The sequence below is a fragment of the Micromonospora sp. KC606 genome (genome assembly GCF_004348675.1).
Taxonomy (GTDB): Bacteria; Actinomycetota; Actinomycetes; order Mycobacteriales; family Micromonosporaceae; genus Micromonospora.
Genome location: NZ_SMKN01000065.1, coordinates 1 through 25,898 on the forward strand (window position 1 = coordinate 1; position 25,898 = coordinate 25,898).

Genomic DNA, 25,898 nt, shown 5'->3' on the forward strand with positions numbered 1-25,898 from the left:
ACGGGCGGTGAGTCGGGGCGCTGTGCCGCCGGCTCAGGAGGCCAGGGCGGTGCCGGCCTCGGGGACCGGACGCCCGGCCAGATCGAGCAGGCCGGGCGCTTCGTTGCGCAACGCGAACGCGCGCACCTCGACCAGCGGTGCCCGGGCTGCCGGATCGCGGGCCAGGGTCAGCTCGGCCGCCGCCAGGGCCAGCGCCAGCATCCGGTCGGTGACGTCCGGGATCCGTCCGTAGATCTCCGCCCCGGCGAGGTGCAGCTCGCCGGCGCGCCGGTGGTCGCCGTCTGCCGCCGCGAGGGCCCCGGTCACCGTGCGACGCGCTCCCTCCGACCAGAGTGTGTGGTGGCCGGGCCGGTCCAGCATCGTCCGCACCCGCACGGCCGCGTCCCGCCCGGCGAGGGTGGCGGCGTACGCAGCCGCCGCGATCCACTCGCCGCTGGCCAGCGCCGGGACCGCCGTCCAGGCGTCGGCCAGCTCGTCCACCAGCGCCGTGGCCTCGTTCAGCCGGCCCTGCAACGCACGGCAGAGCGCCGCCATCCCGAGCATCGTCCAGTACGGGCGGCGGAAGCCGCCGCACCTTGCCGCCTCCAGCGCCGCCGCCACGTCGTCACAGGGCCGGTCCGGCCGACCGGTCGGCGACCCCCCGTTCGCGCCCGGTCCGCGGACGGCGAGGCCCGCGCTCGGCTCGCGACCCGTGCCGCCCGCGCTCGGCTCGCGACCCGTGCCGCCCGCGCTCGGCTCGCGACCCGTGCCGCCCGCGCTCGGCTCGCGACCCGTGCCGCCCGCGCTCGGCTCGCGACCCGTGCCGCCCGCGCTCGGCTCGCGGACGGCCCCGCCCCCGTCCGGTGCTGGCGGGACCGGCTGGCCCCGCAGCACCAGCAGACAGGAGCGCAGACCCCGCACCTGCATGTCCCAACCGCCCGTCGGAGTGTCCACGAAGGCGTCCGCCGCGGCCAGCAGACGGGAGAAATCCCCGTCGAAGTACGCCCGCATCGCCTCGCCGGAGTAGCTGGTGGCCAGCGTCTGCCCGCTGCCCCTCGCCGCCGGCGCGGTCGACAGCAGCGCGTCGGAGCGCAGCCAGTCGCCCTCCTCCCGTAGCGCGTAGGCCAGGTTCTGTACCGCCCGGGGCAGCGCGAGTAGCTGCTGGGCACGGCTGGCCTCGACCAACTCGTGCAGCTCGTCCAGACCGGCCCGGTCGCCAGCCTGGTAACGGGCTGTGGCCGCGGTGATCCGCGCGTTGGTACGGATCTCCGCCAACCCCAGCCGCTCACCGATCTCGGCGGCCGTCTCGGCGGCGGCGACCGCCGCGTCCCGTTCGTAGTTCAGCATGTGCAGCCGGCCCAGCTCGGCGTGCGCGTCGGCCTTCTGGGCGCTGTCGGGCAGCGGAGCGAACAGGGTGACCGCCCGGTCCAGGCAGGCCACCGCCGCGCTGCGGTCGGCGCGCAGCCAGGCCGCCTGACCGAGCAGGGTCCACGCCCGCGCGGCGCACGCCTCGTCGCCGTGGGTGAGCAGCCGGTCGGCCAGCGCGTGCAGCTGCTCCGGCCCGCCGCCGGACAGGAAGGCGTTGCCGTCCCGGTAGAAGGCGATCTCGGTGCTCAGCAGCTCCAGTCGTAGCTGGTCGACCGGGTCGCTGTCGTCGGCCAGGCCCAGGGCGCGGGCCGCATGACCGGCCGCCGCCGCCAACCCGTGCAGGGCGTACGCGCGGCGGGCCGCCCGGTGCAGCGCGGCGCGCGCCGGGCCCGCGTACCGCCGGGTGGGTGTGCCCAGCGTGCGGGCGATCTCGTGGGCCGCCCAGCGGTGGTGCGCCAGCACCTCGGCCAGGTCGGTGTCCCGGCTGGCCGAGAGCGCGTCGATCCAGTCCGCCGTCCGTTCGTGCCGCGCCACTCGCTCGGTGCGGGGCAGCCGCTGGTAGCAGACGTCCCGGACCAGCACGTGTCGGAACCGGAACTCGGGCTGGCCGGCCATGGTGGACGCCGCCTGCTCGTGCACGAAGTCCCGCTGCTCCAGCCGGCGCAGTGCCCGTTCCACCGTCTCGACCGGTTGCCCCAGCGCGGCGGCGACCGCGCCGGGCCAGAACTGCACGCCCACCACCGAGGCGGCCAGCAGCACCGCCCGGTCCATGCCGTCGAGCAGGTCGACCCGGTTGGCGATGACCGCGTGCACGCTCTCCGGCATCGGCAGGTCCGGGCGTTCATCCAGCGACCAGCCGCCGCGCCCGCCGCGACGCAGCGCGCCCTGTTCGATGAGCATCCGCACGTACTCGTGCGCGTAGAGCGGGTTGCCGCCGGCCACCTCCACCAGCGGGGTGAGCATCTCGGCGGGGAACGCGGCCTGGCCGAACATGTGCTGGTAGAGCGCGGCGATGCCGGCGTCGCGCAGCGGCGGCAGGGTGACCGTCACCGAGCCGGTGATGGTGCCCGCCCAGCTCGGGTCGCGGTCCACCAGCTCGGGTCGGGCCGTGCAGAGCAGCAGCAGCGGCACGTCCCGGGCGGCGGCGCCGAGCAGCTCCACGAAGCGCAGCATGGCGGCGTCGGCCCAGTGCAGGTCCTCGAAGACCAGCACGGTGGGGCGGCGGGCGGCCAGCGCCAGCAGGAAGCGGCGCCACGCCGACTCGGCCTCCTCGGCCGGTAGTCCCGTGCCGGCCAACCCGACCAGCGGGCGCAGCGCGTCGGTGACCCTGTCCTGTTCGCCGGAGCCCACCAGGTCGGCCACCGCCGCGGCCAGCCGCCGCTGCGCGGAGGGGGCCGGGTCGGTGTCCAGGATGCCGGCCTCGGTCTTGACGACGTCGGCGAGCGCTGCGAAGGTGACGTTCTCGCCGAACGGCGGGCAGCGCCCAATCCGCCAGCTCAGCGGCTGGTCGACCAGCTGCCCGGCGTACCGGTGCAGCTCGCGCACCAGCCGGCTCTTGCCGATGCCGGCCCGCCCGAACAGCGTCACCACCTGCGGCACCCGGTCTCGTAGCGACCGGTGCAACGCGTTGACCAGCAGGCCCAGCTCGTGCTCCCGGTCGATCAGCGGCGTGGTGTCCGGCTCCCGCTCGGTCGGCTGCCGGCGCACCGGGGACAGGGCCAGCCAGACCTCGGTGGGCGACGAGCGTCCGCGCAGGGTGACCGGCGGCTGCTCGGCGTAGCGGATGGTCTCCCTGGTCAGTGTGTGTGTGACCCCGCAGACCAGCACCCCGCCCGGCGGCGCCACCGACTGCATCCGGGAGGCGGTGTTCACCACGTCGCCGGCGACGATCGCCTGCCCGCCGTCCCGGGCGGCGGCCACGTCGACCAGCGCCTCGCCGGTCGCCACGCCCACCCGGAAGCGCAGCTCGTCGGTGCCGGCGGGAGCGAACCGGGTCAACACCCGCTGCAACTCCAGGCCGGCCCGTACGCAGCGCAGCGCGTCGGTCTCGGTGGCCACCGGCGCGCCGAACAGCGCCATCACCGCGTCCCCGATGTACTTCTCCACCACCCCGCCGTACTGGCCGACCACCCGCCGGGCCGCGGCGAAGAAGCCGGTCTGCACGCCGCGGACCTGCTCCGGGTCGGTCCGCTCGACGTACGGGGTGAAGTCGACCAGATCGACGAAGAGCACGCTGACCCGCCGCCGGTCCTCCCGCGGCGGAGCGGCCGGCGGGCCCGACCCGGAGCGGGGCGTGCCGCACGAGGTGCAGAACGCCACGTCGGCGGCGAGTGGACGCCGGCAGTGCGGGCAGGAGTTCGCCAACTCCGCCCCGCAGCCACCGCAGAAGCGGTCGCTCTCGGCGGCGGTGCGTCCACATCGGTCACACTGCGCGGAGATGGCACCCTCCACTGGCTCGGCCGGGCCGCACTGCGGCCGGGCGCCGTCCTGCGTCCACCGCGAGTATCGCCGCCACCGACACTGTCAGGAACCGGGCTGTTGGTTTGTGGACACTCCTCCGGCCGGCCAGCGACGCTACAGTCAGGCGGCCACGGCAACCGGTGATCGACTAGGGGGACAGGTCATGGTGTACGTCAAGCTCGAAGGCGACTGGACCGACGGCGACGGTGTCACGCACTCCGCCGGGGACTCGGTGGATGTCGACGCCGCCACGCTGGCGGTGCTGCAGGCCGAGGGGATCGTCAGCGAGGGCTCCGGTGGTGGCAAGGACGGCACCGACTGGGCGGGGCCGACCGGCACCGACTGGGCGGGGCCGACCGGCACCACCCCGTGACGCCGCTCGGGTGAGCCGGTGACGCGGCCGGCGCGCTTCGCGCCCGGCCGCGTCGCGCCGTCAGCGTTCGTTCATCCCCGCCCGGCGGCGCAGCGCCGCGACGTCGGTGACCACTATCCGCCGGCCCTCGGTCCGCAGCCAGCCCCGACTGGCGAAGGAGCCGATCGCCTGGTTGACGCTCTGCCGCGAACCGCCGGCCATCTCGGCCAGCTGGCTCTGGTTGAGCTCGATGGTGATCATCGGTGCCTGGCTCTCGCCGGCCAGCCGCACCAGGGTCTTGGCCACCCGACCGGGCAGGTCGAGGAAGACGTGGTCGGCGTTCTGCTCGGTCAGCCGGCGGATCAGGCCGCCCAGCGAGCGCATCACCGCGTCGAGGATGCGCGGGTTTGAGTGCACCAGCTCCATGAAGGCGGACCGGGACAGCGCCAGGGCCGCGCAGTCCTCGATCGCCTCGGCCGACGCCGAGCGGGTGGAGGCGTCCAGCAGCGAAACCTCGCCGAGCACGTCCGGCGGTCGGATCACCGACAGCACGGCCCGCTCGCCGGTCGGCGCGGTGCGGAACACCGCCACCGCCCCGCGGCGCAGCACGATCAGCGATTCGCCGGGGTCGTTCTCGACAAAGAGCAACTGGCCCTTGCGGTACGTGCGGGGCACGGCCGCGGCGATGACCCGCTGGCGTGCCTCGGGCTCCAAGCCGGCGAACATCTCCACGCCCGTGAGGGCGTCACCCGGCTCCGGTAGGCGCATTTCCACGGCCGAACCCCTCCCCGGTCACGGACCCACGACTCGCTCACCGGGTGACCCTGACGGCCCTTGCCGGGGCGACTGACCCCGGTCGGCGTCCGGTAGCGGTACACATCAGATCATGACGGCCCAGTTGCGTGCTGTACACCCCTCAAACCGTCTCCGTTACGCTCCCGAGCTGCGCCGGGCCCGGCCGCCACCCCCGGCGGCCCGGGCGACCCGCCCCCGGTGGGGACGCCGTCGCGACGTGGGCGAGGATGGGGACGATGGTCTACCGCTACTTCTACGACTGCGAGTTCATCGAGGACGGCCGGATCGTCGACCTCGTCTCGATCGGCGTCGTCGACGAGTACGGCCGCGAGTTCTACGCGGTCTCCACCGAGTTCGACGACTCCCGGGCGGTGCCCTGGGTGCGCCGCAACGTGCTCGACAAGCTCCCCTCCCCGGCCGACCGGGCCTGGCGCTCACGGGAGCGGATCCGCGACGAGCTGTACGACTTCCTGATGGCGCCGGTCCGCGACCGGCCGGGCGAGCAGCTCGAGCTGTGGGCCTGGTACGCCGCGTACGACCACGTGGTGCTGGCCCAGCTCTGGGGTGCCATGCCGGCGCTGCCCCGGGAGATTCCCCGGTTCACCAAGGAGTTGCGTCAGCTCTGGGACGACCGGGGCCGGCCGCGGCTGCCCGAGGCCGACGCCGACCGGCACGACGCCCTGGTCGACGCCCGGCACAACCTGGCCCGTTGGCGGGCGATGACAGGCTGAGCGCAGGTTCGACCGCTGTGTCCCGGGCACGGTCCCGCGAGACCGCTGTGTCCCCGGGCACGGTCCCGCGAGACCGCTGTGTCCCGGGCACGGTCCCGCGAGACTGCTGTGTCCCGGGCACGGTTCGGCGAGCGGGGGACGGGCGAAGGGTGGTACGTCATGGGTGGGCAGCCGACCGGCATCGCCGACGCCCGGCGCCGGGTGACCGAGCTGATCCGGGATACGCGGATCTGCATCAATGGCGCATGCCAGCTCGTGGGGGCACTGGGAGCCACCGGGCGGCACGGTGGTCGACCTGATCGGTGTCGCCCGTGCGGCGGTGACCGGCCGGCCGTCGCGCTCGGGGGAGAACCACGAGGTCAGCTACTGATTGGTAACCAGAACTGACCCGGGGCGTTGTGTCGTCGTACACCCGCGCCTACTACAGTCGGCACTGACGGCCCGCCCCGGGCCGGCAACGGCGCCGATGGTCTGAGCTGACACATACCCTGGGGCTTAACCGGGCTTCACCTGATGCTCCAGGAGGATAAGCGGATCATGCGTATCGGCGTGCTCACCGGCGGCGGCGACTGCCCAGGTCTCAACGCGGTCATTCGGGCGGTGGTCCGTAAGGGCGTCGCCAGCTACGGTCACGAGTTCGTAGGCTTCCAGGATGGTTGGAAGGGTCCGCTGGAGGGCCTGTCCAAGCCGCTGGGCATCGCGGAGGTCCGCGGCATCCTGCCGCGCGGCGGCACCATCCTCGGCTCCTCCCGGACCAACCCGTTCAAGATCGAGAACGGGGTGGAGCGGATCAAGGAGAACCTCGCCGCGCAGGGCGTGGACGCGCTCATCGCGATCGGCGGCGAGGACACCCTCGGCGTCGCCACCAAGCTGCACGAGCTCGGCGTCAACGTCATCGGTGTGCCGAAGACGATCGACAACGACCTCGGCGCCACCGACTACACCTTCGGCTTCGACACCGCCGTCAACATCGCCATGGAGGCGATCGACCGGCTGCACACCACCGCCGAGAGCCACCACCGCACCCTGGTGGTCGAGGTCATGGGTCGGCACGCCGGCTGGATCGCCCTGCACGCCGGCCTCGCCGGTGGCGCCAACGTGATCCTGCTGCCCGAGCGGCAGTTCGACGTCGACCAGGTCGCCGGGTACGTCGAGAAGCGCTTCCAGCACCAGTACGCCCCGATCGTCGTGGTCGCCGAGGGCGCCCAGCCGCTGGACGGCCAGATGGTGCTGCACAACCAGGAACTCGACGCGTTCGGTCACGTCCGTCTCGGCGGCATCGGCCAGTGGCTCGCCGAGCAGCTGGAGGCGAAGACCGGCAAGGAGGCCCGCACCGTCGTGCTCGGCCACATCCAGCGCGGTGGCACCCCGACCGCGTTCGACCGGGTCCTCGCCACCCGCCTGGGCCTGCAGGCCATCGACGCGGCGCACGAGGGCGACTGGGGCAAGATGGTCGCGATGCAGAGCACGGACATCGTCCGGGTCCCGCTGGCCGAGGCCACCCGCGAGCTGAAGACCGTGCCGCTGGAGCGGTACGCCGAGGCCGAGGTCTTCTTCGGCAGCTGATTGCCCGGAAGCCGGCGGCGCGGCGGGTCACCCCGTGCCGCCGGCTCCCGCGACGGAAGGGGTACGACCGATGGCACCCGCCCGGCACACGGTCGCGGTGATCGGCGCCGGCAAGATCGGCGAATTGATGCTCTCCGGCCTGCTGCGCTCCGGCTGGCCGGTCGAGCGGCTGCTGGCCACCGCCCGGCGCCCGGCTCGCGCCGAGGAGCTGGCCGCCCGGTACGGCGTACGGGTGGTGGACAACCTCACCGCGGTCGAGGAGGCGGCGGTGCTGGCGGTCTCGGTGAAGCCGCAGGACGCCGGCGTGCTGCTCGACGAGATCGGCCCCAAGGTGCCGGCCGACAAGCTGGTCATCTCGCTCTGCGCCGGCCTGCCCACCACCTTCTTCGGCCGCCGGCTGCCCGAGGGCACCCCGGTCGTGCGGGTGATGACCAATACCCCGGCCCTGGTCGACCAGGCGATGAGCGCCATTTCTGCCGGCGCGCACGCGACCGGTGAGCACCTCGCCCTCGCGGAGGAGATGTTCAGCCCGCTCGGTGTCACCATCCGGGTGCCCGAGTCGCAGCAGGACGCGGTGACCGCGCTCTCCGGCTCCGGTCCGGCGTACTTCTACCTGCTGGTCGAGGCCATGATCGACGCCGGGATCCTGCTCGGCCTGCCCCGGCAGGTCGCGCACGAGCTGATCGTGCAGACCGCGATCGGCTCGGCGGTGATGCTCCGCGACTCCGGCGAGCACCCGGTCAAGCTCCGCGAGGCGGTCACCTCGCCGGCCGGCACCACCATCTCGGCCGTACGCGAGTTGGAGAAGCACGGCGTACGCGCGGCTCTGCTGGCCGCGCTGGAGGCGGCCCGCGACCGCGCCCGCGAGCTGGCGGCCCAGGCGGACTGAACCGCCGGGAGCGGTCCCGCCACGCAACCCGCCCGCCGTACCCTGCGCCCGCCTTCCCGTCTGCCCGCCTTCCCGCGCGTGCCCGTCCGCCCGCGCGTGCCCGCCTGCCCGCGCCTGCCCGCGCGTGCCCGTCCGCCCGCGCGTGCCCGCCTGCCCGCGCCTGCCCGCGCGTGCCCGTCCGCCCGCGCGTGCCCGTCTGCCCGCGCGTGCGCCGCTCCGTTTGCCGCAACTGGCGGTGTTCCTGCTCCGGGAAACCGCCATTCGCGCCAAACGGAGTTGGTCAAGGGGCGGCCGGTGGCCGCCGGCGGGGGTGAGGCCGACGCGGAGCAGTGGTGGTGGCCCATACTGGCCCGGTGTTCACTCTCGCCCAGGCGCGGCACCTGGTGGCCACCCTGCGTCCCCGCGTCGACGAGCTGATCCGGCTCCGCGCCGACCTGGCCGAACTCCGCGTCGACCTGGCCGCGCACGGCGTCTCGGTGCTCGGTGGGGTGGCCGAGGTGAAGGCGTTGGAGGCCCGGCTGCACGCCGTGCTGGAGGAGTTGAACTCCCACGACATCCAGGTCAAGGGCATCGCCCCGGTGCTGCTGGACTTCCCGGGGGAGCGGGACGGCCGCCCGGTGCTCTGGTGCTGGCTGGAGGGGGACGCCGACGTGCGCTGGTTCCACCGGGTGGAGTGCGGCTTCGCCGGCCGCCGCCCGGTCTGACCTGCGCAACCGACCATCGCCCGGTTTGGCCCGCGTAACCCGCCACCGCCCGGTCTGACCCGCGCAACCGACCATCGGATACGGTCCGATCATGATTGCGGTACGGCAGGCCGGCCCCGGGGACGCGGCGGGAATCGTCCGGCTGCGTGGGGTGATGCTGGCGTCGATGGACGGCACCGAGCCGCCGCCCGGGCCGTGGCAGGAGGCGGCCCGCCAGGTGCTGCGGGATCGGCTGGGCGGGCCGGAGGCGACGATGGCCGTCTTCGTGGTGGACGCGCCCGACCGGCCGGGCCTCCTGGCGGCCTGCGCGACCGGCACCATCGACCTGCGGCTGGGCAGCCCCGGCAACCCCACCGGCCGAACCGGGTACGTCTTCAACGTGGTCACCGAGCCCGGCTACCGGCGGCGCGGCTACGCACGGGCCTGCCTGGCGGCGCTGCTCGACTGGTACCGGGAGCGGGGCGTGGGCCGGGTCGACCTGCGGGCGTCGGCGGAAGGTGAGCCGCTCTACCGCTCCCTCGGCTTCGTCGACGTGTCCGGCCCGACCCTGCGACTGCGCCTGCCGGCGTCCTGAGGAGTGTCATGTTCGCCCTGCCGTTGACCGACACCGCCGAGTTGCGTCCGCTGTCGCCGTGGCACGCCGAGGAGTTCCTGGCCAATCTGGACCGGTGCCGGGAGCACATCTCGCCATGGGTGGGCGCGTCCTTCGTTGCCACCGATCTCGACTCCGCGCGTCGGGTGCTGCAACGCTACGCGGACCGGTGGGCCCGCGACGACGGCGGCATCTGGGGGATCTGGGACGCCGGTGTGCTGGTCGGTGGCGTGATGTTCCTGTCGTTGAGCGTGGCCGAGGGCGTCTGCGAGGCCGGCTGTTGGCTGGTGCCGACCGCCGAGGGGCGGGGGCTGGTGACCCGGGCGGCCGGCCGGATCATCGACTGGGCGATCCGGGAACGGGGCATCCACCGGGTAGAGTGGCAGACCAACGCCCGCAACGTCCGCAGCATCGCGGTGGCCCGGCGGCTCGGCATGAGCCTCGACGGCACGCTGCGGCAGCGCTACCCGGGCCCGTCCGGTCGAATCGACGTCGAGATCTGGTCGGTGCTCGCTCCGGAGTGGCGCGCGCCGGTGTGACCGCGTGGGTGATGCACGATTCGCGGTAATCAGCGGTGGCGGCACGGGTCGCTCCGGCCCAGTCCAGGGGCGGTGGTCGCGGCGACTCGGGGCGTGGCGTCTCCGGCCGACATCGCAGCGCGGACGGTTGTCTCGACCGAGGGCGGGCACCACCGCGGACGCTGGGGACGGGTGCCGTCAGGCGGGCAGGATCTTCTCGATCGCCTCGCGCAGCTCAGGGGAGTCGGGCGTGACCGTCGGGGCGAACCGGGCGGCGACCGCGCCGTCCGGCGCGACCAGAAACTTCTCGAAGTTCCATCGCACGTCCCCGCTGTGTCCCCCGGCATCGGCGGTGTCGACAAGCTCGGCGTAGAGCGGGTGCCGCGTCGGTCCGTTGACGTCCACCTTCTCCGTCATCGGGAAGGTGATGCCGTAGGTGGTCTGGCAGAACTCGCCGATCTCGTCGGCGGTGCCGGGCTCCTGGCCGGCGAACTGGTTGCACGGTACGCCGAGCACCACCAGCCCTCGGTCGGCGTACTCGCGGTGGAGCCGTTCCAGGCCGGCGTACTGCGGGGTGAGGCCGCAGCGGGAGGCCACGTTCACCACCAACAGCGCTCTGCCCCGGTACGCGTCGAGCCGTGCCGGGCCACCGGCCAGGGCGTCGATCTCGATGTCGAAGACGGTCATGACCGCGAGGGTACGCGCCCGGGGTGGCGGCCCGAGCCGGGCTCGAGTGGAACACCATGGATGTCACCCGGACCGTGAGACAGCCATGGCGTTCCACTCACCGGGTGTCGGGCCGGATGCCGGAGGGCCGGGGCGTGAGGCGGGCCCAGCCGGTGAGTGGTGTGTGGCGCCAGAACAGTTAGGGATGTTGGATGGAGCATCGGGCATGATGGCGGTCACATTCGTATTGATGGATGTGGCAGACTCGCCGCTCGGCATCTCGACGTCCCAGCGAGGGAGGGCCCATGGGTCCGAGGCACCGCGCGGCCACCGTCGCCGCGCTCGCGTTTTTGCCGCTGTCCCTGCTCGGCTGCGGGATCGGCGGCGACGAGGACGACACCCCCCTCGGGCGCGCCCCCGCTGAGGAGGCCGCCACGAAGTCCCGCGAGCGGGTGCAGGCCTACCTCGACGCGATGTCCGCCAAGGATGTCGACGCCGGCCGTAGTCAGCTGTGCGCCCCGATGCACGCCGCGTTCGACTCGGCGGCCACCGGCCCCAACGGGGACTTCGCCGACCACTTCGAGGTGCCGAAGGCCGCCATCGCCGACATCCGCACCGGCCCCACGGGGCAGGAGGTCAGCGCCGTGGTGACCGTGGCGGTCGGCGCGAAGGAGGCGGAACGGCGGCTGCTGTTCACCGTCACCCGCAGCGGCGCCGACTGGTGCATCTCGGGGGAGACGGCCGGCGGGGCCAATCCGGAGATCTCGGTCACTCCCTGACCCTCCCAACTGCCGGAACCGTCCCCCTCGACGGTTGGCGGCCCGTGCCGTCGCCGTACGCTTTCTGTCATGCGCCATGAGTGGCACCAGCTGAGCTACCCCGCCGTGAGCAGCCCCGCGCTGCAGACCAGCCGTCCGACGGTCGACTCCGCCGAGGATGCCGCCCTCGGCCTGGACCGTTGGCGGGAACTGCCCCGTGTGCAGACCCCGCCGTGGCCGGACCCGGCGGAGGTCGCCGAGGTCTGCAAGGTGCTCGACACCGTCCCGTCGGTCGTCGCGCCGTACGAGGTCGACCAGCTCCGCCGGCGCCTCGCGCTGGTCTGCGAGGGCAAGGCGTTCCTGCTCCAGGGCGGCGACTGCGCGGAGACCTTCGCCGACAACACCGAGAGCCACCTGCTGGCCAACGCCCGTACCCTGCTCCAGATGGCGATCGTGCTCACCTACGGCGCGTCGCTGCCGGTGGTCAAGGTCGCCCGGGTCGCCGGGCAGTACACCAAGCCGAGGTCGCTGCCGACCGACGCCCGGGGGTTGCCGGCGTACCGCGGCGACATGATCAACGGCCTGGAGGCCACGCCGGAGGCGCGGGTCGCCGACCCGCAGCGCATGATCCGGGCGTACGCGAACTCCGCCGCCGCGATGAACATGTTGCGCGCGTACCTCGGTGGTGGCCTGGCCGACCTGCACGCCGTGCACGACTGGAACAAGGGCTTCGTGCGCAGTTCCCCGGCCGGTGAGCGCTACGAGGCCATCGCCCGGGAGATCGACCGGGCGCTCGCCTTCATCCGGGCCTGCGGGATGACCGACGAGGAGGCGCTGCGCACGGTCACCCTCTACTGCTCGCACGAGGCGCTCGCCCTGGAGTATGACCGGGCGCTCACCCGGGTCTCCGACAACCGGGCCTACGGCCTGTCCGGGCACTTCCTGTGGATCGGCGAGCGCACCCGGCAGATCGACGGTGCGCACATCGACTTCATCTCCCGGATCGCCAACCCGATCGGGGTCAAGCTCGGCCCCACCACCAGCCCGGACGAGGCGATCGAGCTCTGCGAGAAGCTCAACCCCGACAACGTCCCCGGCCGGCTCACCCTGATCAGCCGGATGGGCAACCACAAGGTCCGCGACGCCCTGCCGCCGATCGTGTCCAAGGTGACGGCGGCCGGCGCCAAGGTGGTCTGGCAGTGCGACCCGATGCACGGCAACACCCACGAGTCCTCCAACGGCTACAAGACCCGGCACTTCGACCGGATCGTCGACGAGGTGCTCGGCTACTTCGAGGTGCACCGCGGCCTGGAGACGCACCCCGGTGGGCTGCACGTCGAGCTGACCGGCGAGGACGTCACCGAGTGCCTCGGCGGCGCGCAGAACATCGCCGACCTCGACCTGCCCGACCGGTACGAGACCGCCTGCGACCCCCGGCTCAACACCCAGCAGTCACTGGAGTTGGCCTTCCTCGTGGCGGAGATGCTCCGTGGCTGACGCGAGGAGTGAGCTTGCGAGCCCCGCAGTCGGCGGCCGAGGAAACGACCGTGGCTGACGTGAGGAGTGAGCTTGCGAGCCCCGCAGTCGGCGGCCGAGGAAACGACCGTGGCTGACGCGCCCGTCGACCTGCGGTCGGACACCGTCACCCGGCCCACCGCCGGGATGCGGGCAGCGATGGCCGCCGCCGAGGTCGGCGACGACGTCTACGGCGAGGACCCGACGGTCACCGCGCTGGAGGCCGAGGTCGCCGCGCTCTTCGGGCACGAGGCGGCGCTGTTCGCCCCGACCGGCTCGATGGCCAACCAGATCGCCCTCCAACTCGTGGTGCCCCCGGGCGACGAACTGCTCTGCGACGCCGACGCGCACGTCGTCACCTACGAGATCGGCGCGGCGGCGGCGTACGGCGGGATCTCTTCGCGGACCTGGCCGGCGACCGGCGCGGAACTCGACCCCGACGTGGTCGCCGGCATGGTCCGGCCGGACGGCTACTTCGCCGTGCCGACCCGGGCGATCGCCGTCGAGCAGACCCACAACCGGGGCGGCGGCGCGGTGGTTCCGCTGGACACCCTGCGCGCGCTGCGCCGGGTCGCCGACGACAACGGGCTGGCCCTGCACTGCGACGGCGCCCGGATCTGGCACGCCCACGTCGCCGACGGGGTGCCGCTGGCCACCTACGGCCGGCTTTTCGACACTCTGTCGGTCTGCCTCTCCAAGGGCCTCGGCGCTCCGGTCGGCTCGCTGGTGGTGGGCAGCGCCGAGAGGATCGCCCGAGCCCGGTTCCTGCGCAAGCGGATGGGCGGCGGGATGCGCCAGGTCGGTGTCCTCGCCGCCGCCGGCCGGTACGCCCTGGCCCACCACGTCCAGCGGCTCGCCGTCGACCACGCCAAGGCGGCTCGGCTGGCCGAGGCGGTCGCCCCGTTCGGGGTGCTCGCCGGCCCGGTACGGACCAACATCGTCCCGCTCGAGCTCAGCAAACACCCGACGGACGCGAAAACGCTCGCCGCCGCCGCCCGGGCCGAGGGTGTGCTGATCTCGGTGCTCGGTCCACGTACTGCCCGGCTGGTCACCCACCTGGACGTCGACGACGCCGCCGTCGACCGCGCTGCGGCAGCGCTCACCCGCGTCTTGCGCGCCTGAGACCGGCCCGCCGCGTCAGGGGTGGAGGCGCTTGAGGATGGCGATGTCGGCGGCGTGGCCCTCGTGCCTCTCCGTCGGCGTCTCCACCACCACCGGGACACCGGCGGTGGCCGGGTGAGCCATCAGCTCGGCGAACGCCGGTTCGCCGATGCTGCCCTTGCCGATGTTCTCGTGCCGGTCGCGGGTGGAGCCGCACAGGTCCTTGGAGTCGTTGGCGTGGACCAGCCGTAGCCGGTCCGCCCCGACCGTGGCCACCAGCGTGTCCAGCGTCGCCGTCATGCCGCCCTCGGTCGCCAGGTCGTGCCCGGCCGCCCAGGCGTGGCAGGTGTCGAAGCAGACGCCCAGCCCCGGATGGCGGTCCACCGCGTCCAGGTAGGGGCCGAGCTGCTCCACCCGCGAGGCGAGCGACCGCCCGCCACCCGCGCTCGGCTCGACCAGCAGCATCGGCCCGCCCGCCGCCGCGGCCTCGTCCAGCAGCGGCAGCAGCGTCTCGCGAACCTGCCGCAGCGCCGTCTCGGCGTACCCGGCGTCGACCGCGCTGCCGGCGTGGAACACCACGCCCCGGGCGCCGATCGCCCGGCCCCGGCGCAGCGCGTGCGCCAGGGTCTGCGCCGAGCGCTGCACCGTCGCCGGGGTGGGCGAGCCCAGGTTCACCAGCAGGGAGGCGTGGATGAAGACCGGCACGCCCCGTTCGCCGCAGCCGTCCCGGAAGAGCCCGTCCTGTGTGGGGTCACCGGCGGGCAGCGCCCAACCGCGCGAGTTGGAGACGTAGACCTGCACCACCTCGGAGCCGCAGGCGTCGACGTACGGCAGGGTCGCCTTCGCCAGCCCTCCCGAGGTCAGGGCGTGCGAGCCGACCGGCCGGCGGGTCGCGGCGCTCACAGGCACCCGATCGTGACCTGCGTGCCCGGCGGCAGCGGAGCGTTCTCGCCCGGGTTCTGGAAGCGGACGATCCCGTTCGGGTTGAACTGCACGTTCACCGGGAAGCCCAGAGCCTCCAGTTGCTGCTTGGCCTGCTGGCAGGGCAGGTCGACCACCCTCGGCAGGATGACCTGCGGCGGGCCCTTGCTGAGTTCGAGGCGGACCTTGGCGCCCCGTTCGACGCCGGCCCCGCTGGTCGGGCTCTGCCCGAGGACCTCGTCCCTGGGCTTGTCCGAGTCCTTGTACGCCTCGGTCAGCACCAGGCCGAGCCGGTCCAGTGTCGCGCGCGCCTCGTTGAGGTTCTTGCCCACCAGGTTGGGCACGGTGATCGGCGCCCGGCCCTTGCTCAGCACCAGGGTGACCTTGGTGCCGGGTCTCACCTCCGCGCCCACCTTCGGGTTGCTGTCCACCACCACACCGGCGGGCAGGTTGTCGTCGTAGCGGGTGGAACCTTTGACCGCCACCAGGTTCGCGCCGTTCAGCTCCGCCTCGGCCAGCTCGAACTCCTTGCCGACGACGTCCGGCACGGGGAAGCGCTCCGGCCCCAGGGACAGGGTGAGGGTGATCGTGCCGCCCTTGAGGATCTTGGCGGCCGAGGCCGGGTCCTGGGCCAGGACGGTGTCCCGGGGAACCGTGTCGTCGTGCCTCGGCTCGGCGTAGACGATGGCGAAGCCTGCCCGGCCGGCCTGGGCCTGCGCCTCGGCCTTGGTCATGCTCACCAGTTGCGGGGCGACCGTGTACCGGCCCACCCCGACCCACCAGCCACCGACCGCGGCGAGCAACCCGATGGCCACCACCGCGGCGGCCACCGAGAGCCGCCCCCGGGAGGTGCCGGTCAGCCGTGCCCACAGCGCCGCCGGCCCGCCGGACGCCGGGGCGGCCCGCCGCCGGTGTGATCGCTGCGGGCCGTCGTCCTCCGACAACCGGGCCCAGGTCGGTCGCTCGACCGGCTGCACCGCCGCGACCACCATGGTCGGCTGGGCCACCGCCGGGGTGTCGTCGGTGACCCGACGCAGCACCGCGGTACGGGTGTTCGGGTTGCCCAGGTCGTCCCGAGCCACCTGCACCTCGGCGAGCAGGGCGCCGGCGTCGGTCGGCCGTGCTCCCGGGTCGCGCCGGGTGGCCCGGGCGACCAGGTCGTCGAGCGCCCGGGGCAGCGCGGGCACCAGGGTCGACGGGGCCGGCACGTCCCGGTCGACGTGCTGCCAGGCCACGTCCACGGGGCGGTCGCCGTCGTACGGCACCCGCCCGGTGAGCATCTCGAACAGCACGATGCCGGCCGAGTAGACGTCGGTGCGGGGGTCCGCGTGCCCGTCGGTGACCAGCTCCGGCGCCACGTACGCCACGGTGGCCATCAGCTGGTTGCCGTCGGCGTGATCGGCGCTGGCCTCGACCGCACGGGCCAGGCCGAAGTCGGCGACCTTCACCACGCTGTCGACCAGGTTCGCCACGCCGCCGGTGGGCGCCTCGGCGACCAGCACGTTCTCCGGCTTGACGTCCCGGTGGACCAGCCCGGCCCGGTGCGCGGCGGCGATCGCGGCGAGCATCTGTTCCATGATCGCCAGAGCCTCGTCGGGGTGGAGCCGGCGCCGTTCGGCCAGCACCTCGCGCAGGGTGCGGCCCCGGACGTACTCCATCACGAGGTACGGGAGCCCGTGGTAGGTGCCCTGGTCGTAGACCGCCACCACGTTCGGGTGGGTCAGCCGGGCGATCGTCTTCGCCTCGTCGGTGAACCGAGCCACGAACCCGGCCGCGCGGGCGCGCGTCTCCGGTGCCTGGGACGGGTGAATGACCTTGACCGCCACGGTGCGCTCCAGGCGCTCGTCGGTGGCGGTGTACACGGTCGCCATGCCGCCGCGCGCGACGCGCCCGCGGATGCGGTAGCGCCCGTCGAGCAGCGAGCCCGGCAACGTGTCGGCGACCTGTGTGTCCATCGGCAGGCAGTCTATGCGTCCGGAGGCCGGAGTTTGAACAGGATGCTACAGCCGGGCCGCTTCGCGCCGTCGCGCCACGCGCTCGGGCAGGCCAACGGGGGGGTGCCGTTGCCCGTCGCGCCACGCGCTCGGGCAGGGCGCCCCGGGGTGCCGCTGCACCCCGGCCACGGCGACATGGCAGGGTGGGCGGGTGACCGATTCCGTACCCGCCGACCAGGTCGGCGCCGCCCGGCCCGGCCCGGCCGACCCGGCCGCCTGGCTGACCCTGCCCGACGTGGCCGAGCGGCTGGACCTGACGATCAGCAAGGTCCATCAGATGATCCGCGATCGGGAGCTGGTCGCCGTCCGTCGCGACGGCGTCCGCCGGATCCCGGCCGACCTGGTCGCGAACAAGACCGTGCTCAAGCACCTGCCGGGTGTGCTGAATCTGCTGGCCGACGCCGGCTACGACGACGAAGAGGCGCTGACCTGGCTTTACACCCCGGATCCGACCCTGCCCGGCGGCAGTCCCGCCGTTGCCCTCGCCGGCGACCAGGCCCGCGAGGTCAAGCGCCGCGCCCAAGCCCTCGGCTTCTAGCTCGATCGTCAACCTGTACGACGTGGGCGGGAATTGACGGGCCGCGCCTTCTTCGCGGCCGGCGTCGATCAATTCCCGTCGCGCGGCTGCAGCAATGGCGGTGAAACCCGGGACCCCGGGTGGCCGCCGTCGACGGTGCCGTGGGTGGGGTCAGTTGGGGCGGCGGGTGGCGGCGATAGCCAGGTCCACCAGGGCCTGGCGGGCCTCGGTGTCCAGGTCGACGGTGGTCAGCGCGGCCAGTGCGGCGTCGGTCAGCGTGACGATCCGCTGCTCGGTGCGAGCCAGCGCCCCGCACCCGGCGATCAGCTCCCGCAGCCGGGCGATGCCGGACTCGTCCAGCGCCGCATCTCCCAACCCGGCCAGCAGCAGCTCCCGCCCGGCGTCGTCGGTCGCCTCCACGGTCGCCGCCACCAGATAGGTGCGCTTGCCCTCGCGCAGGTCGTCCCCGGCCGGCTTGCCGGTCTGCGCCGGGTCGCCGAAGACCCCCAGCACGTCGTCACGGAGCTGGAACGCCTCACCCAGCGGCAGCCCGTACGCCGAGTACGCCGCCCGCACGTCCGCCGACGCCCCGGCCAGCGCCGCGCCCAGCAGCAGCGGCCGTTCCACGGTGTACTTCGCCGACTTGTACCGGGCCACCTTGCCGGCCCGCTCCAGCGAGGTGTCCCCGGTGGCCTGGGTCAGCACGTCCAGATACTGCCCAACGGTCACCTCGGTGCGCATCTCGTCGAAGACCGGGCGGGCCCGCGCCACCGTCTGCGGTGCCAGCCCCGCGGAGTGCAGCAGCTCGTCGGACCAGACCAGGCAGAGGTCCCCGAGCAGCACCGCCGCCGCGTCGCCGAAGCCGTCCGGGTCGCCGCTCCAGCCCGCCGCGCGGTGCCGTGCGGCGAACCGCCGGTGCACCGCCGGCTCGCCGCGCCGGGTGTCCGAACGGTCCATCAGGTCGTCGTGGATCAGGGCGCTGGCCTGCACGAACTCCAGGGCCGCCAGAGCCGTCACGATCTGGTCGCCGTCGACCCCGCCGGCCCCCCGGAACCCCCAGTACGCGAACGCCGGGCGCAGCCGCTTGCCGCCGCCCAGCACGAACGCCTCAATCGCCTCGGCGACCGGCACCAGCGCGTCGTCGACGCTGGTCAGCCGGGCGCGCTGGCCAGCCAGGAACTCGGCCAGCGCCTTGTCCACCCGTTGACGCAGGTGGGCACGGTCGACGGGGGAGACGGGAGCAGCATGGGTCACGCCAGCACGCTAGCCGGTCCCACGCGGCCCGGCCCCACCCCGGGGGCCGGCGCGTCGCGTACCCGCGCCGGTCGGCAGGAACGGACGCGCGTCGGCGAGCAGCCCTCGCCAGCGGCGTACCGCCGGCTCGGCCCGGTGCGCGGCGAGCCGCCGGTCCGCTTCGGCCAGCGCGTCGGCGGCCCGCGCCGAGCCGGCCCGGACGGTGTCCCGCAGCGCCGCCGCGGCCACCACGGCGGCCTCGTCGACCTCGCCGAGCTGCACCAATCCACGGGCCAGCCAGCTGCCGTACACCGCCGCGCCACGTGGGCCCCGAACGGACCGCAGCGCCTCGCCGAGCAGTGGCACGGCTGGCCCGGGCCGGCCCAGCGCGACCAGTGCGCGGCCCGTCATCGCCGCCAGTTCGTCGCCGTCCAGCCAGTACAGCCACGGCGGTTCGGTGGTTGGCTCGACGGTCTCGGCCGTGCGTCGGGCGGCGTCCAGCGCCTGCCGCCCGGCCGGGGCCCGGCCGGTGAGCGCGGCGGCCAGCGCGACCCGGTGCAGCAGCAGCGCCCGCAGCCCCGGGCTGACCGCGCGGCGAGCGCCGGAATAGCCGGCTCGGGCCAACAGCAGCGCGCTCTCGGCGTCGCCGGCGCCGGCCAGCAGGTGGCTGGCGGAGGCGAGCACGTGCCCGGCGAGCGCCCGGTCCCCGGTCGCCGCGGCGGCCCGCAGCCCGAGGCGGTGCGCGTCCATCCCGGACGCCAGGTGACCGGCGTCGCCGTCGAGCCAACCGGCGAGCTGGGCGGCTTCGGCCAGCACCGGCAGTAGCCGCTGCCGACCGCCCGGACCGGACCGGCGAAGCGCGCGGACCACGCACCTCAGCCGGTACGCCCCGACCGGGGCGAGGTCCGCGCCGCCGGCCAGGTCGTCGAGCCGGCGCAGTTCGGTCAGCCCGACGGTGGTACGCCGCCCCGGCCCGTCCTCGTCGGCTGCCCGCCGCACGACACCGCCGATCGTCGCCGGAGTGAGCAGCAGCGGGGTGGACGGGGCCGCCGCCCAGCGGTGCGCCAGGGCCAGCAGGGCCGACCGGGATCGGGCCGTGGCGGGACCGGGCGGGCCGGGCCGCCGACGCCGCGTGGTCGCGTCGGTCAGCAACCCGGCCGGTGCGTCGAGCACGGCGGCCAGGTGACGCCGCCAGTGGTCGCCCGGCGTCCGCGCCGCCCGCTCCCAGCGGGACACCTCGTGCCGGGTCAGGGTGGGTGTGCCGGCGGCGGCGCAGAGCGCGGCGGCGAGCTGCTGCTGGCTCCAGCCACGGGCCAGTCGAAGCTGGGCGATCAGCGGCCCGAGCAGGCTCGGGTCGGGCGGGGTCATCGGTCCTCCGGCACGGGTGTCGGTGCGGCCACGCCGGCACGTCCACCAGGACGGGCCGGCACGCCGCCGGTCGGTGCTGACCCCCGCGCGTGACCCCGGCGCCGGCCCCCGACCGGCGCCGCCCGCGCCGGTCCTTTCTACCCCGTGGGTACGACGTTCAGGTGCCGCCGACGTCGGGGGAGACGGAGACGGTGGCGGTGCTCCTGGCCGGCTGCGGGGTCGGCTTTCCACCGCCGTGTCGGCTTTGGCCGGTGCCGGCCGGACGGGTGCCGCCGGCTGGCGGCTGGCGGGGCGACCTCGCGGGCCTGGCGGGACCGCGAGCGCCATGGTCCGCGACCCACGGGTACGTGAATCGTCGATGTATTGGTGGGAAGGACATGGGTACGGCGGCCGTCGCCCGCTAGAGTCGGACCGTGGCGCTCGGTCTTCCCTCCGTCCTTCCCAATCCGCAGCCGGCGATCGGGGAGCTCATCCGCCGTGATGCGCCCACCTTCTCGTTCGAGTTCTTCCCGCCGAAGACGCCGAAGGGTGATCAACTGCTCTGGCAGGCGATCCGGGAGCTGGAGCCGCTGCGTCCCTCGTTCGTCTCGATCACCTATGGCGCTGGCGGGTCGACCCGGGACACCACGGTCGAGGTGACCGAGCGGATCGCCACCGAGACCACTCTGCTGCCGATGGCGCACCTGACCGCGGTCGACCACTCCGTCGCCGAGCTGCGCAACGTCATCGGTCGGCTGGCCGGGGCCGGGGTGCGCAACGTGCTCGCCGTGCGCGGAGATCCGCCGGGCGACCCCGGCGGCGAGTGGGTTCGCCACCCCGAGGGGGTGCTCTACGCCGAGGAGTTGGTCCGGCTGGTCCGCGACGCCGGCGACTTCAGCGTCGGAGTGGCCGCCTTCCCGTACAAGCACCCGCGCTCGTCGGACATCGCCAGCGACGTCGCGCACTTCGTCCGCAAGTGTCGGGCCGGCGCGGACTTCGCCATCACCCAGATGTTCTTCGACGCCGACGACTACCTGCGGCTACGGGACCGGGTCGCCGCGGCCGGCTGCGACACCCCGATTCTGGCCGGGGTGATGCCGGTCACCCAGATCGGCACCATCGAACGGTCGGTGCAGCTCTCCGGGGCGCCGTTCCCACCCGCCCTGGCGGAGCGGTTCGCCCGGGTCGCCCACGACCCGGAGGCGGTCCGCCGGCTCGGCGTCGAGCAGGCCAGCGAGATGTGCGCGAAGCTGCTCGACGAGGGCGTGCCGGGCATCCACTTCATCACCCTCAACCGGTCCACCGCGACCCGGGAGGTGTGGCGCAGCCTCCAGGCCGGCGTCCGGGTGTGAATGGTCGCACCCCGACACCTGAGCCCCGCCGCGACGGTTGACCGGTGGTGGGCACACAGCTGAAGTGGGACGACTACGCGACCGCCTGGGCGCGGCTGCACGGCGGCTTCGACCCGCGCGTCGCCGCGCCGGTGGTCCGCGCCTGGCTGCGCTTCGCCTACCACGTCGGGTACATCCTGGGTCGGCTTCGGGTCACCCCGACCGCGGTCACGGTGGGCGGGGTGCTGCTCTGCTTCTGCGTGCCGCTGTTCGCCGTCCGGGGGGTAAACGGGCCGATCATGGCCGCCCTGTTCGTCCTGCTGGCCGCAGTAGCCGACAGCGTCGACGGGGCGGTGGCGGTGGCCACCGGGCGCACCACCCGCCTCGGCTACGTCTACGACTCGATCGCCGACCGGCTCGGGGAGGTCGCCTGGCTGGTTGCTTTCTGGTTGGTCGGAGCGCCCGGTGCGCTGGTGGCGGCCGGCGGTGCGCTGTCCTGGCTGCACGAGTACGTCCGGGCGCGGGCGGTAGCCGCCGGGATGCGGGAGATCGGCGTGGTGACCGTGGGGGAGCGCCCCACCCGGGTCTGTGTGGCGCTGGCCGGGCTGCTGCTGGCCGGTCTGACCGGCATGATCGACCCGGATCTGGCCGCCGGCACGGTCACCATGGCCGTCGCGGTCTGGGTGCTGCTGGCCGGCTTCGGCCTCGGGCAGCTGCTGTCGACGGTCCGCCGCGCTCTCGTCGACGCCGGCTGATCCCGCCGCTGTCCCGCCCCACTCCACCCGCTCCGGGCCTGCCCGCCGGACTCCTGGCGGATCGACTTCCTCTGCGGTGTGTGTCGCGGTATCCCCCGATGGGGACGCCGCGACTTGTCGCGTTCGGAGTGGATCACGCATGGGGACGCCGCGACGTGCGGCGACCGGAGTGGATCATGTCCGGGATCGACGCCACCGGTTGGCGGGCGGGACGTGGGCGAGGGCTACCAGGCGGGACCGATCTCCTCGGCGACGATCTGCGCTGACAGGGTGACCATCGGCAGGCCCCCGCCCGGATGGCTGGAGCCGCCGACCAGCCACAACCCGGCCGCCGGGCCACGGTTGGCCGGTCGGAACAGCCCGCCCGCGGTGCCGTGGATGACCCCGCCCGGCGCGCCGGTCGAGTCGGCCAGGTCGGCCGGGGTGCGGATCTCGCGGAACAGCAGCCGGCCCCGCACGTCCACACCCCGTTCGGCGAGCACGTCGAGGACCCGGTCCGCGTACGCTTCGGCGAGCCCTGGCCGGCGCCAGTCCACCGCCCCGGCGGCGGTGCCGTGGCGGGCGGCGTTGACCAGCACGAACCACGCCTCGTGGCCGTCCGGGCGAACCATCGGGTCGTCGGCGACGGTGACGAGGACCGCCGGGTCGGCCGCCGGTCGGGCCCGCACCCCCCGCCCCGGATGGCCGAAGACCGCGTCGAACTCGGCGTCGTAGTCGCGCGGGAAGAAGACGGTGTGGTGGGCCAGCCCCGAGTTGCCGCGCACCCCGAGCAGCAGTACGAAACCGGCGAGGCCGCGGTCGGCCAGCGCGGCCAGCCGGCGCGGGGTGGGTAGCAGGTCCCGGTAGACGGTCAGCGCGTCCACGTTGGCCACCACCACGTCGGCGGGGACGGGCGCGGCGACACCGGCGAGGCGTACCCCGTGCACCCGCCCGCCCGCGGCGTCGATCCGGGTGACCGTGGCGCCGGTCTGCACGACCACGCCCAGGTCCAGGCAGCGCGACAGCAGCGCGTCGGCGAGGGTGCCCAGCCCGCCGCGCAGGTACCAGCCGCCGTACGTCAGCTCGGCGTAGGGGACGGCGACCAGCGCGGCCGGGGCCCGGCGCGGGTCGGCGCCGGTGTAGGTGGCGTACCGGTCGAGCAGCATCCGCAGCCGGGGGTCGGTCAGGTGCCGGTGGCCCAGCCCACGCAGGGTCCGGCCCGGACCGATGGCGGCCAGGTCACCCAATCGCCAGGCCAGCGCGGCCAGGTCGCGGGGGGAGTCGATGGTGCGGCGCAGGACGTCCCGGTGCGACGCCTCCCAGACCCGGGCGGCCCGCCGCCACAGCCCCTGCCAGTCGGCGGCGGCCCGGTCGCCGAGGGCCGCGCCGACCCGCTCGGCGAACTCGACCGGGTCGGCACAGGTGTCCAGGTGGGGTCCGCCGCCGGGGAAGACGTGCCGGACGATCGGGTCCAGCGGCACCGGGTCCAGGTACTCGTCGAGTTTGGCCCCGGTCGCCTCGAACAGGTCGTGGAAGACCTGGGGCAGGGTGAGCAGGCTCGGCCCGGTGTCGAAGTGGAACGACCCCTGCGGCGTGTCGTGGGTGTGCCGGCCGAGCTTGCCGCCGACGGTGTCGGCCCGCTCGAAGACGGTGACCTCGTGCCCGGTGACGGCCAGCCGGGCGGCGGCGGCCAGCCCGCCGACTCCGGCGCCGACGACCACGATCCGCGCCATGCCGCGCCCCCTCCTAGCTGACCGGGCGGCCACGCCAGGACAGGCGACGCCGCTTCCGCAGATGGTACGACCGTAGGGTCAACCAACCGAGGACCGCGACGGACACGGGGTGCGCCAGCGCGTCGGGCCAGGCCCGACCCCCGGTCGCCCGGGCACTGACCACCCGCCCGGCGACGCCCACGACGTACCCGACGAGGGCGGTCCCGGCGGCCGTGTCCGCTCCGGCGACCAGGGCGGCGACCGTGAGCAGCGGGGGCGCGGCGTAGAGCAGGAGCAGCAGGGCCACCACGACGGCCGCCGCCGACGGGTGCCCGAACGTTGCCCACAGCGACTTGGTGTAGCCGTCGCGCAGTTGCGGCCAGGTGTCGTACATCCGGCAGGCGGCCAGCCGCGACCCGTCCGCCAGGACGATCTGCCCCCCGGAGCGCTTCACCGCGCGGGCCAGCTCGATGTCCTCCAGCACCTTGCCGGCGACCGCGGCGTGCCCGCCAGCGGCGGCGTATCCCGCCCGGTCCACCAGCAGGAACTGCCCGCCGGCCGCCGCCAGTGCCGGCCGCGGCGAGCGTTCCGCCGCCCGCAGTGGCAGGAAGGTCAGCCACAACCATTGCAGCAGCGGCTGCACCAGCCGGTCGGCCGCCGTCCGCACCACGATCCGGGGGTACGCCGACAGCAGCGTCGCCCCGGCGGCGCGCAGCGCGGTCACCGCCGCCGCCACGGCGTTCGGGGTGAGCACCACATCGGCGTCGACGAAGGCCAGCACCGTGGCGGCCGGATCGGTGCGGGTGGCGAGCTGGTGGCAGGCGTGCGGCTTGCCCAGCCAGCCCGGCGGCGGGGCGACCCCGTCGAGCACGGTGACCCGGGGGTCGTCGCCGACGATCGCGCGGACCACGTCGGCGGTGCCGTCGCCCGAGCCGTCGTCGAGCACCACGATCCGCAGCCCGGGCACGCCCCGCTGGGCGAGCAGCGACCGCAGGCACGGCGCGACCCGCCCGGCCTCGTCCCGCAGCGGCAGCAGCACCGCCACCGGCTCGTCGACCTCGACCGGCCCGTCGGTGAGCCGGCGCAGCCAACAACCGGCGTTGACGGTCGTGTGCAGGGTGAGCACGCCGACCGCCACGGTCAGGACGAGCAGCCCGGTCATGCCGGCGCGTCGACGCCGCAGCGCCGTGACCGGGGCGCAGGCCGGTCGTCGCCGGGCCGGGAGACGCGCAGCAGGGTCACCGCCAGCGGCACGGCGGCGACCGCCATCCCGGCCGCCCCCCACAGCGCCGAGGCGGGCAGGGCGAGGAAGACCGCGTGGGCCAGCACGCTGGAGAGGTACGTCCAGAGGTAGAGCGCGAACATCGGGTCGTCCCGGCGGTCGGTGACCGCGACGGCCGGCCCGGCGAGCGGGCGCAGCACGCCCATCAGCAGCACCGCGAAGAGCAGCCAGCCCAGGTAGTTGCTGACCGGGATGCCGGGCAGCCCGGGCAGCGCCGGAGTGGCGTCCCGCCACACCCAGTAGCCCTCGGCGACCATCTGCGGGTCGAGGAAGAGATCCCAGGCGGCCAGTCCGACGGCGGCCAGCGCGACCCGCCTGGCGTGCCGGGTCCACGCCGGCCGCCCACCGGTCGCCCCGGAGGCTGCTGACGGTCGCGCCGCGCGGAGGGCCGGCCCCGGACGTGCCGCGCGGCGGGGCCGGGCGGGGGAGGTCAGCCGGACGGCGGCGAGCCAGGCCGGCCATGCCATCCAGGTCCAGGCGAGGGGGATGACCAGCGGCACCCCGGCCAGTTTCGGACCCAGTTGGCCGGAGTAGTCGTAGCTGCCGAACGGGAGGCCGGTGGCCACTCCGAGCGCCTCGATGGCGAACCCGCCGCCGGTGGCCACCGCGACGAGCGTCACCGCCGTACGCGGACCGCGGCTGAGCAGCGCGTGACCCACCGCGAGCAGGTAACCGAGGACGACCGTGGCGACGGTCAGCCGGGCCCGGGTGACGCCGGTGGTGAGCGGGTAGCAGATCTGGGCGAGGATCAGGACGCTCAGCAGCGCCCAGGGCGCCACCCGCCGCGGGTTCACGGTGTGGCCGGACCCGGTGCGGCGGGGTCGGGGGTGGAC

The 25,898-nt window shown here is 74.3% G+C and carries 24 protein-coding genes; 14 read left to right on the forward strand and 10 right to left on the reverse strand.

Translation table 11 applies throughout. From position 1 onward, the window contains the following. Positions 1-33: 33 nt before the first annotated feature. Positions 34-3,798 (reverse strand): adenylate/guanylate cyclase domain-containing protein, encoded by a 3,765-nt coding sequence (locus E1193_RS15090; RefSeq protein WP_243707649.1) that lies wholly within the window; start codon positions 3,796-3,798, stop codon positions 34-36. 172 nt (positions 3,799-3,970) lie between these two features. Between E1193_RS15090 and E1193_RS15095 the strand changes: the two genes are divergently transcribed. Continuing rightward, positions 3,971-4,180 (forward strand): hypothetical protein, encoded by a 210-nt coding sequence (locus tag E1193_RS15095; protein ID WP_132183834.1) that lies wholly within the window; start codon positions 3,971-3,973, stop codon positions 4,178-4,180. A gap of 60 nt (positions 4,181-4,240) precedes the next feature. Here the strand turns inward: E1193_RS15095 and E1193_RS15100 are convergent, their stop codons facing one another. Further along, a complete protein-coding gene (locus E1193_RS15100) occupies positions 4,241-4,933 on the reverse strand; it encodes a Crp/Fnr family transcriptional regulator (protein WP_132183835.1) in 693 nt (230 codons plus the stop codon). 257 nt (positions 4,934-5,190) lie between these two features. Here E1193_RS15100 and E1193_RS15105 point away from each other — a divergent pair, with 257 nt between their 5' ends. From E1193_RS15105 to E1193_RS15130, 7 genes are all read left to right on the forward strand, one after another. Further along, a complete protein-coding gene (locus tag E1193_RS15105) occupies positions 5,191-5,685 on the forward strand; it encodes a polyadenylate-specific 3'-exoribonuclease AS (protein WP_132183854.1) in 495 nt (164 codons plus the stop codon). Between the two features lie 238 nt (positions 5,686-5,923). Continuing rightward, the gene (locus tag E1193_RS33780) at positions 5,924-6,055 is read left to right on the forward strand and encodes a hypothetical protein (RefSeq protein WP_279433344.1); all 132 of its coding nucleotides are present in this window, start codon (positions 5,924-5,926) and stop codon (positions 6,053-6,055) included. Between the two features lie 167 nt (positions 6,056-6,222). Next, positions 6,223-7,251, forward strand: a complete 1,029-nt coding sequence (locus tag E1193_RS15110) for a 6-phosphofructokinase (protein ID WP_132183855.1) — start codon at positions 6,223-6,225, stop codon at positions 7,249-7,251. Between the two features lie 70 nt (positions 7,252-7,321). Then, positions 7,322-8,140 (forward strand): pyrroline-5-carboxylate reductase, encoded by an 819-nt coding sequence (proC, locus tag E1193_RS15115; RefSeq protein WP_132183836.1) that lies wholly within the window; start codon positions 7,322-7,324, stop codon positions 8,138-8,140. Between the two features lie 353 nt (positions 8,141-8,493). After that, positions 8,494-8,844, forward strand: a complete 351-nt coding sequence (locus E1193_RS15120) for a DUF2203 domain-containing protein (protein ID WP_132183837.1) — start codon at positions 8,494-8,496, stop codon at positions 8,842-8,844. Positions 8,845-8,935: 91 nt separating this feature from the next. Then, the gene (locus E1193_RS15125) at positions 8,936-9,418 is read left to right on the forward strand and encodes a GNAT family N-acetyltransferase (protein WP_132183838.1); all 483 of its coding nucleotides are present in this window, start codon (positions 8,936-8,938) and stop codon (positions 9,416-9,418) included. Between the two features lie 8 nt (positions 9,419-9,426). Beyond that, entirely contained in the window at positions 9,427-9,975 is a 549-nt protein-coding gene (locus tag E1193_RS15130; protein WP_132183839.1) for a GNAT family protein, read from the forward strand. Positions 9,976-10,152: 177 nt separating this feature from the next. Here E1193_RS15130 and E1193_RS15135 read toward each other — a convergent pair whose 3' ends face one another. Continuing rightward, entirely contained in the window at positions 10,153-10,641 is a 489-nt protein-coding gene (locus E1193_RS15135) for a glutathione peroxidase (protein ID WP_132183840.1), read from the reverse strand. A 284-nt stretch (positions 10,642-10,925) separates the two neighbouring features. Here E1193_RS15135 and E1193_RS15140 point away from each other — a divergent pair, with 284 nt between their 5' ends. The 3 genes from E1193_RS15140 to E1193_RS15150 all read left to right on the forward strand — a co-directional run bounded on the left by E1193_RS15140 (position 10,926) and on the right by E1193_RS15150 (position 14,015). Beyond that, the gene (locus E1193_RS15140) at positions 10,926-11,399 is read left to right on the forward strand and encodes a hypothetical protein (protein ID WP_132183841.1); all 474 of its coding nucleotides are present in this window, start codon (positions 10,926-10,928) and stop codon (positions 11,397-11,399) included. Between the two features lie 69 nt (positions 11,400-11,468). Then, a complete protein-coding gene (locus E1193_RS15145; RefSeq protein WP_132183842.1) occupies positions 11,469-12,875 on the forward strand; it encodes a 3-deoxy-7-phosphoheptulonate synthase class II in 1,407 nt (468 codons plus the stop codon). Positions 12,876-12,983: 108 nt separating this feature from the next. Then, a complete protein-coding gene (locus E1193_RS15150) occupies positions 12,984-14,015 on the forward strand; it encodes a GntG family PLP-dependent aldolase (protein WP_132183843.1) in 1,032 nt (343 codons plus the stop codon). Between the two features lie 15 nt (positions 14,016-14,030). Here the strand turns inward: E1193_RS15150 and E1193_RS15155 are convergent, their stop codons facing one another. Beyond that, entirely contained in the window at positions 14,031-14,897 is an 867-nt protein-coding gene (locus E1193_RS15155; RefSeq protein WP_132183844.1) for a deoxyribonuclease IV, read from the reverse strand. After that, positions 14,894-16,870: a Stk1 family PASTA domain-containing Ser/Thr kinase gene (pknB, locus tag E1193_RS15160; protein WP_132183845.1), complete on the reverse strand. Its 1,977-nt coding sequence runs from the start codon at positions 16,868-16,870 to the stop codon at positions 14,894-14,896. The genes E1193_RS15155 and pknB overlap by 4 nt, the downstream gene beginning before the upstream one ends. Before the next feature lie 190 nt (positions 16,871-17,060). Here pknB and E1193_RS15165 point away from each other — a divergent pair, with 190 nt between their 5' ends. Further along, positions 17,061-17,447: an Rv2175c family DNA-binding protein gene (locus tag E1193_RS15165; RefSeq protein WP_132183846.1), complete on the forward strand. Its 387-nt coding sequence runs from the start codon at positions 17,061-17,063 to the stop codon at positions 17,445-17,447. Positions 17,448-17,597: 150 nt separating this feature from the next. Here the strand turns inward: E1193_RS15165 and E1193_RS15170 are convergent, their stop codons facing one another. Then, positions 17,598-18,680, reverse strand: a complete 1,083-nt coding sequence (locus E1193_RS15170; protein WP_132183847.1) for a polyprenyl synthetase family protein — start codon at positions 18,678-18,680, stop codon at positions 17,598-17,600. A gap of 9 nt (positions 18,681-18,689) precedes the next feature. Then, positions 18,690-20,027, reverse strand: a complete 1,338-nt coding sequence (locus E1193_RS15175; RefSeq protein WP_132183848.1) for a transcriptional regulator — start codon at positions 20,025-20,027, stop codon at positions 18,690-18,692. A 413-nt stretch (positions 20,028-20,440) separates the two neighbouring features. On the opposite strand from E1193_RS15175, the gene metF reads away from it, so the two are divergent. Together metF and E1193_RS15185 are read left to right on the forward strand one after the other, a co-directional pair. Continuing rightward, on the forward strand, positions 20,441-21,358 hold the full coding sequence (gene metF / locus E1193_RS15180; RefSeq protein ID WP_132183849.1) for a methylenetetrahydrofolate reductase [NAD(P)H]: 918 nt from the start codon (positions 20,441-20,443) through the stop codon (positions 21,356-21,358). A 44-nt stretch (positions 21,359-21,402) separates the two neighbouring features. Beyond that, a complete protein-coding gene (locus E1193_RS15185) occupies positions 21,403-22,092 on the forward strand; it encodes a CDP-alcohol phosphatidyltransferase family protein (RefSeq protein WP_132183850.1) in 690 nt (229 codons plus the stop codon). A gap of 224 nt (positions 22,093-22,316) precedes the next feature. Here E1193_RS15185 and crtI read toward each other — a convergent pair whose 3' ends face one another. From crtI to E1193_RS15200, 3 genes are read right to left on the reverse strand one after another with little or no spacing between them, the layout of a single operon-like run. Next, positions 22,317-23,804: a phytoene desaturase family protein gene (gene crtI / locus E1193_RS15190; RefSeq protein WP_132183851.1), complete on the reverse strand. Its 1,488-nt coding sequence runs from the start codon at positions 23,802-23,804 to the stop codon at positions 22,317-22,319. A 13-nt stretch (positions 23,805-23,817) separates the two neighbouring features. Next, positions 23,818-24,945, reverse strand: coding sequence for a glycosyltransferase family A protein (locus E1193_RS15195; protein ID WP_132183852.1), 1,128 nt, complete (start codon positions 24,943-24,945; stop codon positions 23,818-23,820). After that, positions 24,942-25,859, reverse strand: a complete 918-nt coding sequence (locus tag E1193_RS15200; protein WP_132183853.1) for a carotenoid biosynthesis protein — start codon at positions 25,857-25,859, stop codon at positions 24,942-24,944. The genes E1193_RS15195 and E1193_RS15200 overlap by 4 nt, the downstream gene beginning before the upstream one ends. Positions 25,860-25,898 lie beyond the last annotated feature (39 nt).

Excerpts from the sequence above, each read along its gene's own strand:
- E1193_RS15140 (WP_132183841.1), top strand. The coding sequence starts at position 10,926 with ATGGGTCCGAGGCACCGCGCGGCCACCGTCGCCGCGCTCGCGTTTTTG.
- proC (WP_132183836.1), top strand. The coding sequence starts at position 7,322 with ATGGCACCCGCCCGGCACACGGTCGCGGTGATCGGCGCCGGCAAGATC.
- E1193_RS15125 (WP_132183838.1), top strand. The coding sequence starts at position 8,936 with ATGATTGCGGTACGGCAGGCCGGCCCCGGGGACGCGGCGGGAATCGTC.
- E1193_RS15145 (WP_132183842.1), top strand. The coding sequence starts at position 11,469 with ATGCGCCATGAGTGGCACCAGCTGAGCTACCCCGCCGTGAGCAGCCCC.
- E1193_RS15095 (WP_132183834.1), top strand. The coding sequence starts at position 3,971 with ATGGTGTACGTCAAGCTCGAAGGCGACTGGACCGACGGCGACGGTGTC.
- E1193_RS15110 (WP_132183855.1), top strand. The coding sequence starts at position 6,223 with ATGCGTATCGGCGTGCTCACCGGCGGCGGCGACTGCCCAGGTCTCAAC.
- E1193_RS33780 (WP_279433344.1), top strand. The coding sequence starts at position 5,924 with ATGGCGCATGCCAGCTCGTGGGGGCACTGGGAGCCACCGGGCGGCACG.
- crtI (WP_132183851.1), bottom strand. The coding sequence starts at position 23,804 with ATGGCGCGGATCGTGGTCGTCGGCGCCGGAGTCGGCGGGCTGGCCGCC.
- E1193_RS15175 (WP_132183848.1), bottom strand. The coding sequence starts at position 20,027 with ATGACCCCGCCCGACCCGAGCCTGCTCGGGCCGCTGATCGCCCAGCTT.
- E1193_RS15130 (WP_132183839.1), top strand. The coding sequence starts at position 9,427 with ATGTTCGCCCTGCCGTTGACCGACACCGCCGAGTTGCGTCCGCTGTCG.
- pknB (WP_132183845.1), bottom strand. The coding sequence starts at position 16,870 with ATGGACACACAGGTCGCCGACACGTTGCCGGGCTCGCTGCTCGACGGG.
- E1193_RS15135 (WP_132183840.1), bottom strand. The coding sequence starts at position 10,641 with ATGACCGTCTTCGACATCGAGATCGACGCCCTGGCCGGTGGCCCGGCA.
- E1193_RS15105 (WP_132183854.1), top strand. The coding sequence starts at position 5,191 with ATGGTCTACCGCTACTTCTACGACTGCGAGTTCATCGAGGACGGCCGG.
- E1193_RS15195 (WP_132183852.1), bottom strand. The coding sequence starts at position 24,945 with ATGACCGGGCTGCTCGTCCTGACCGTGGCGGTCGGCGTGCTCACCCTG.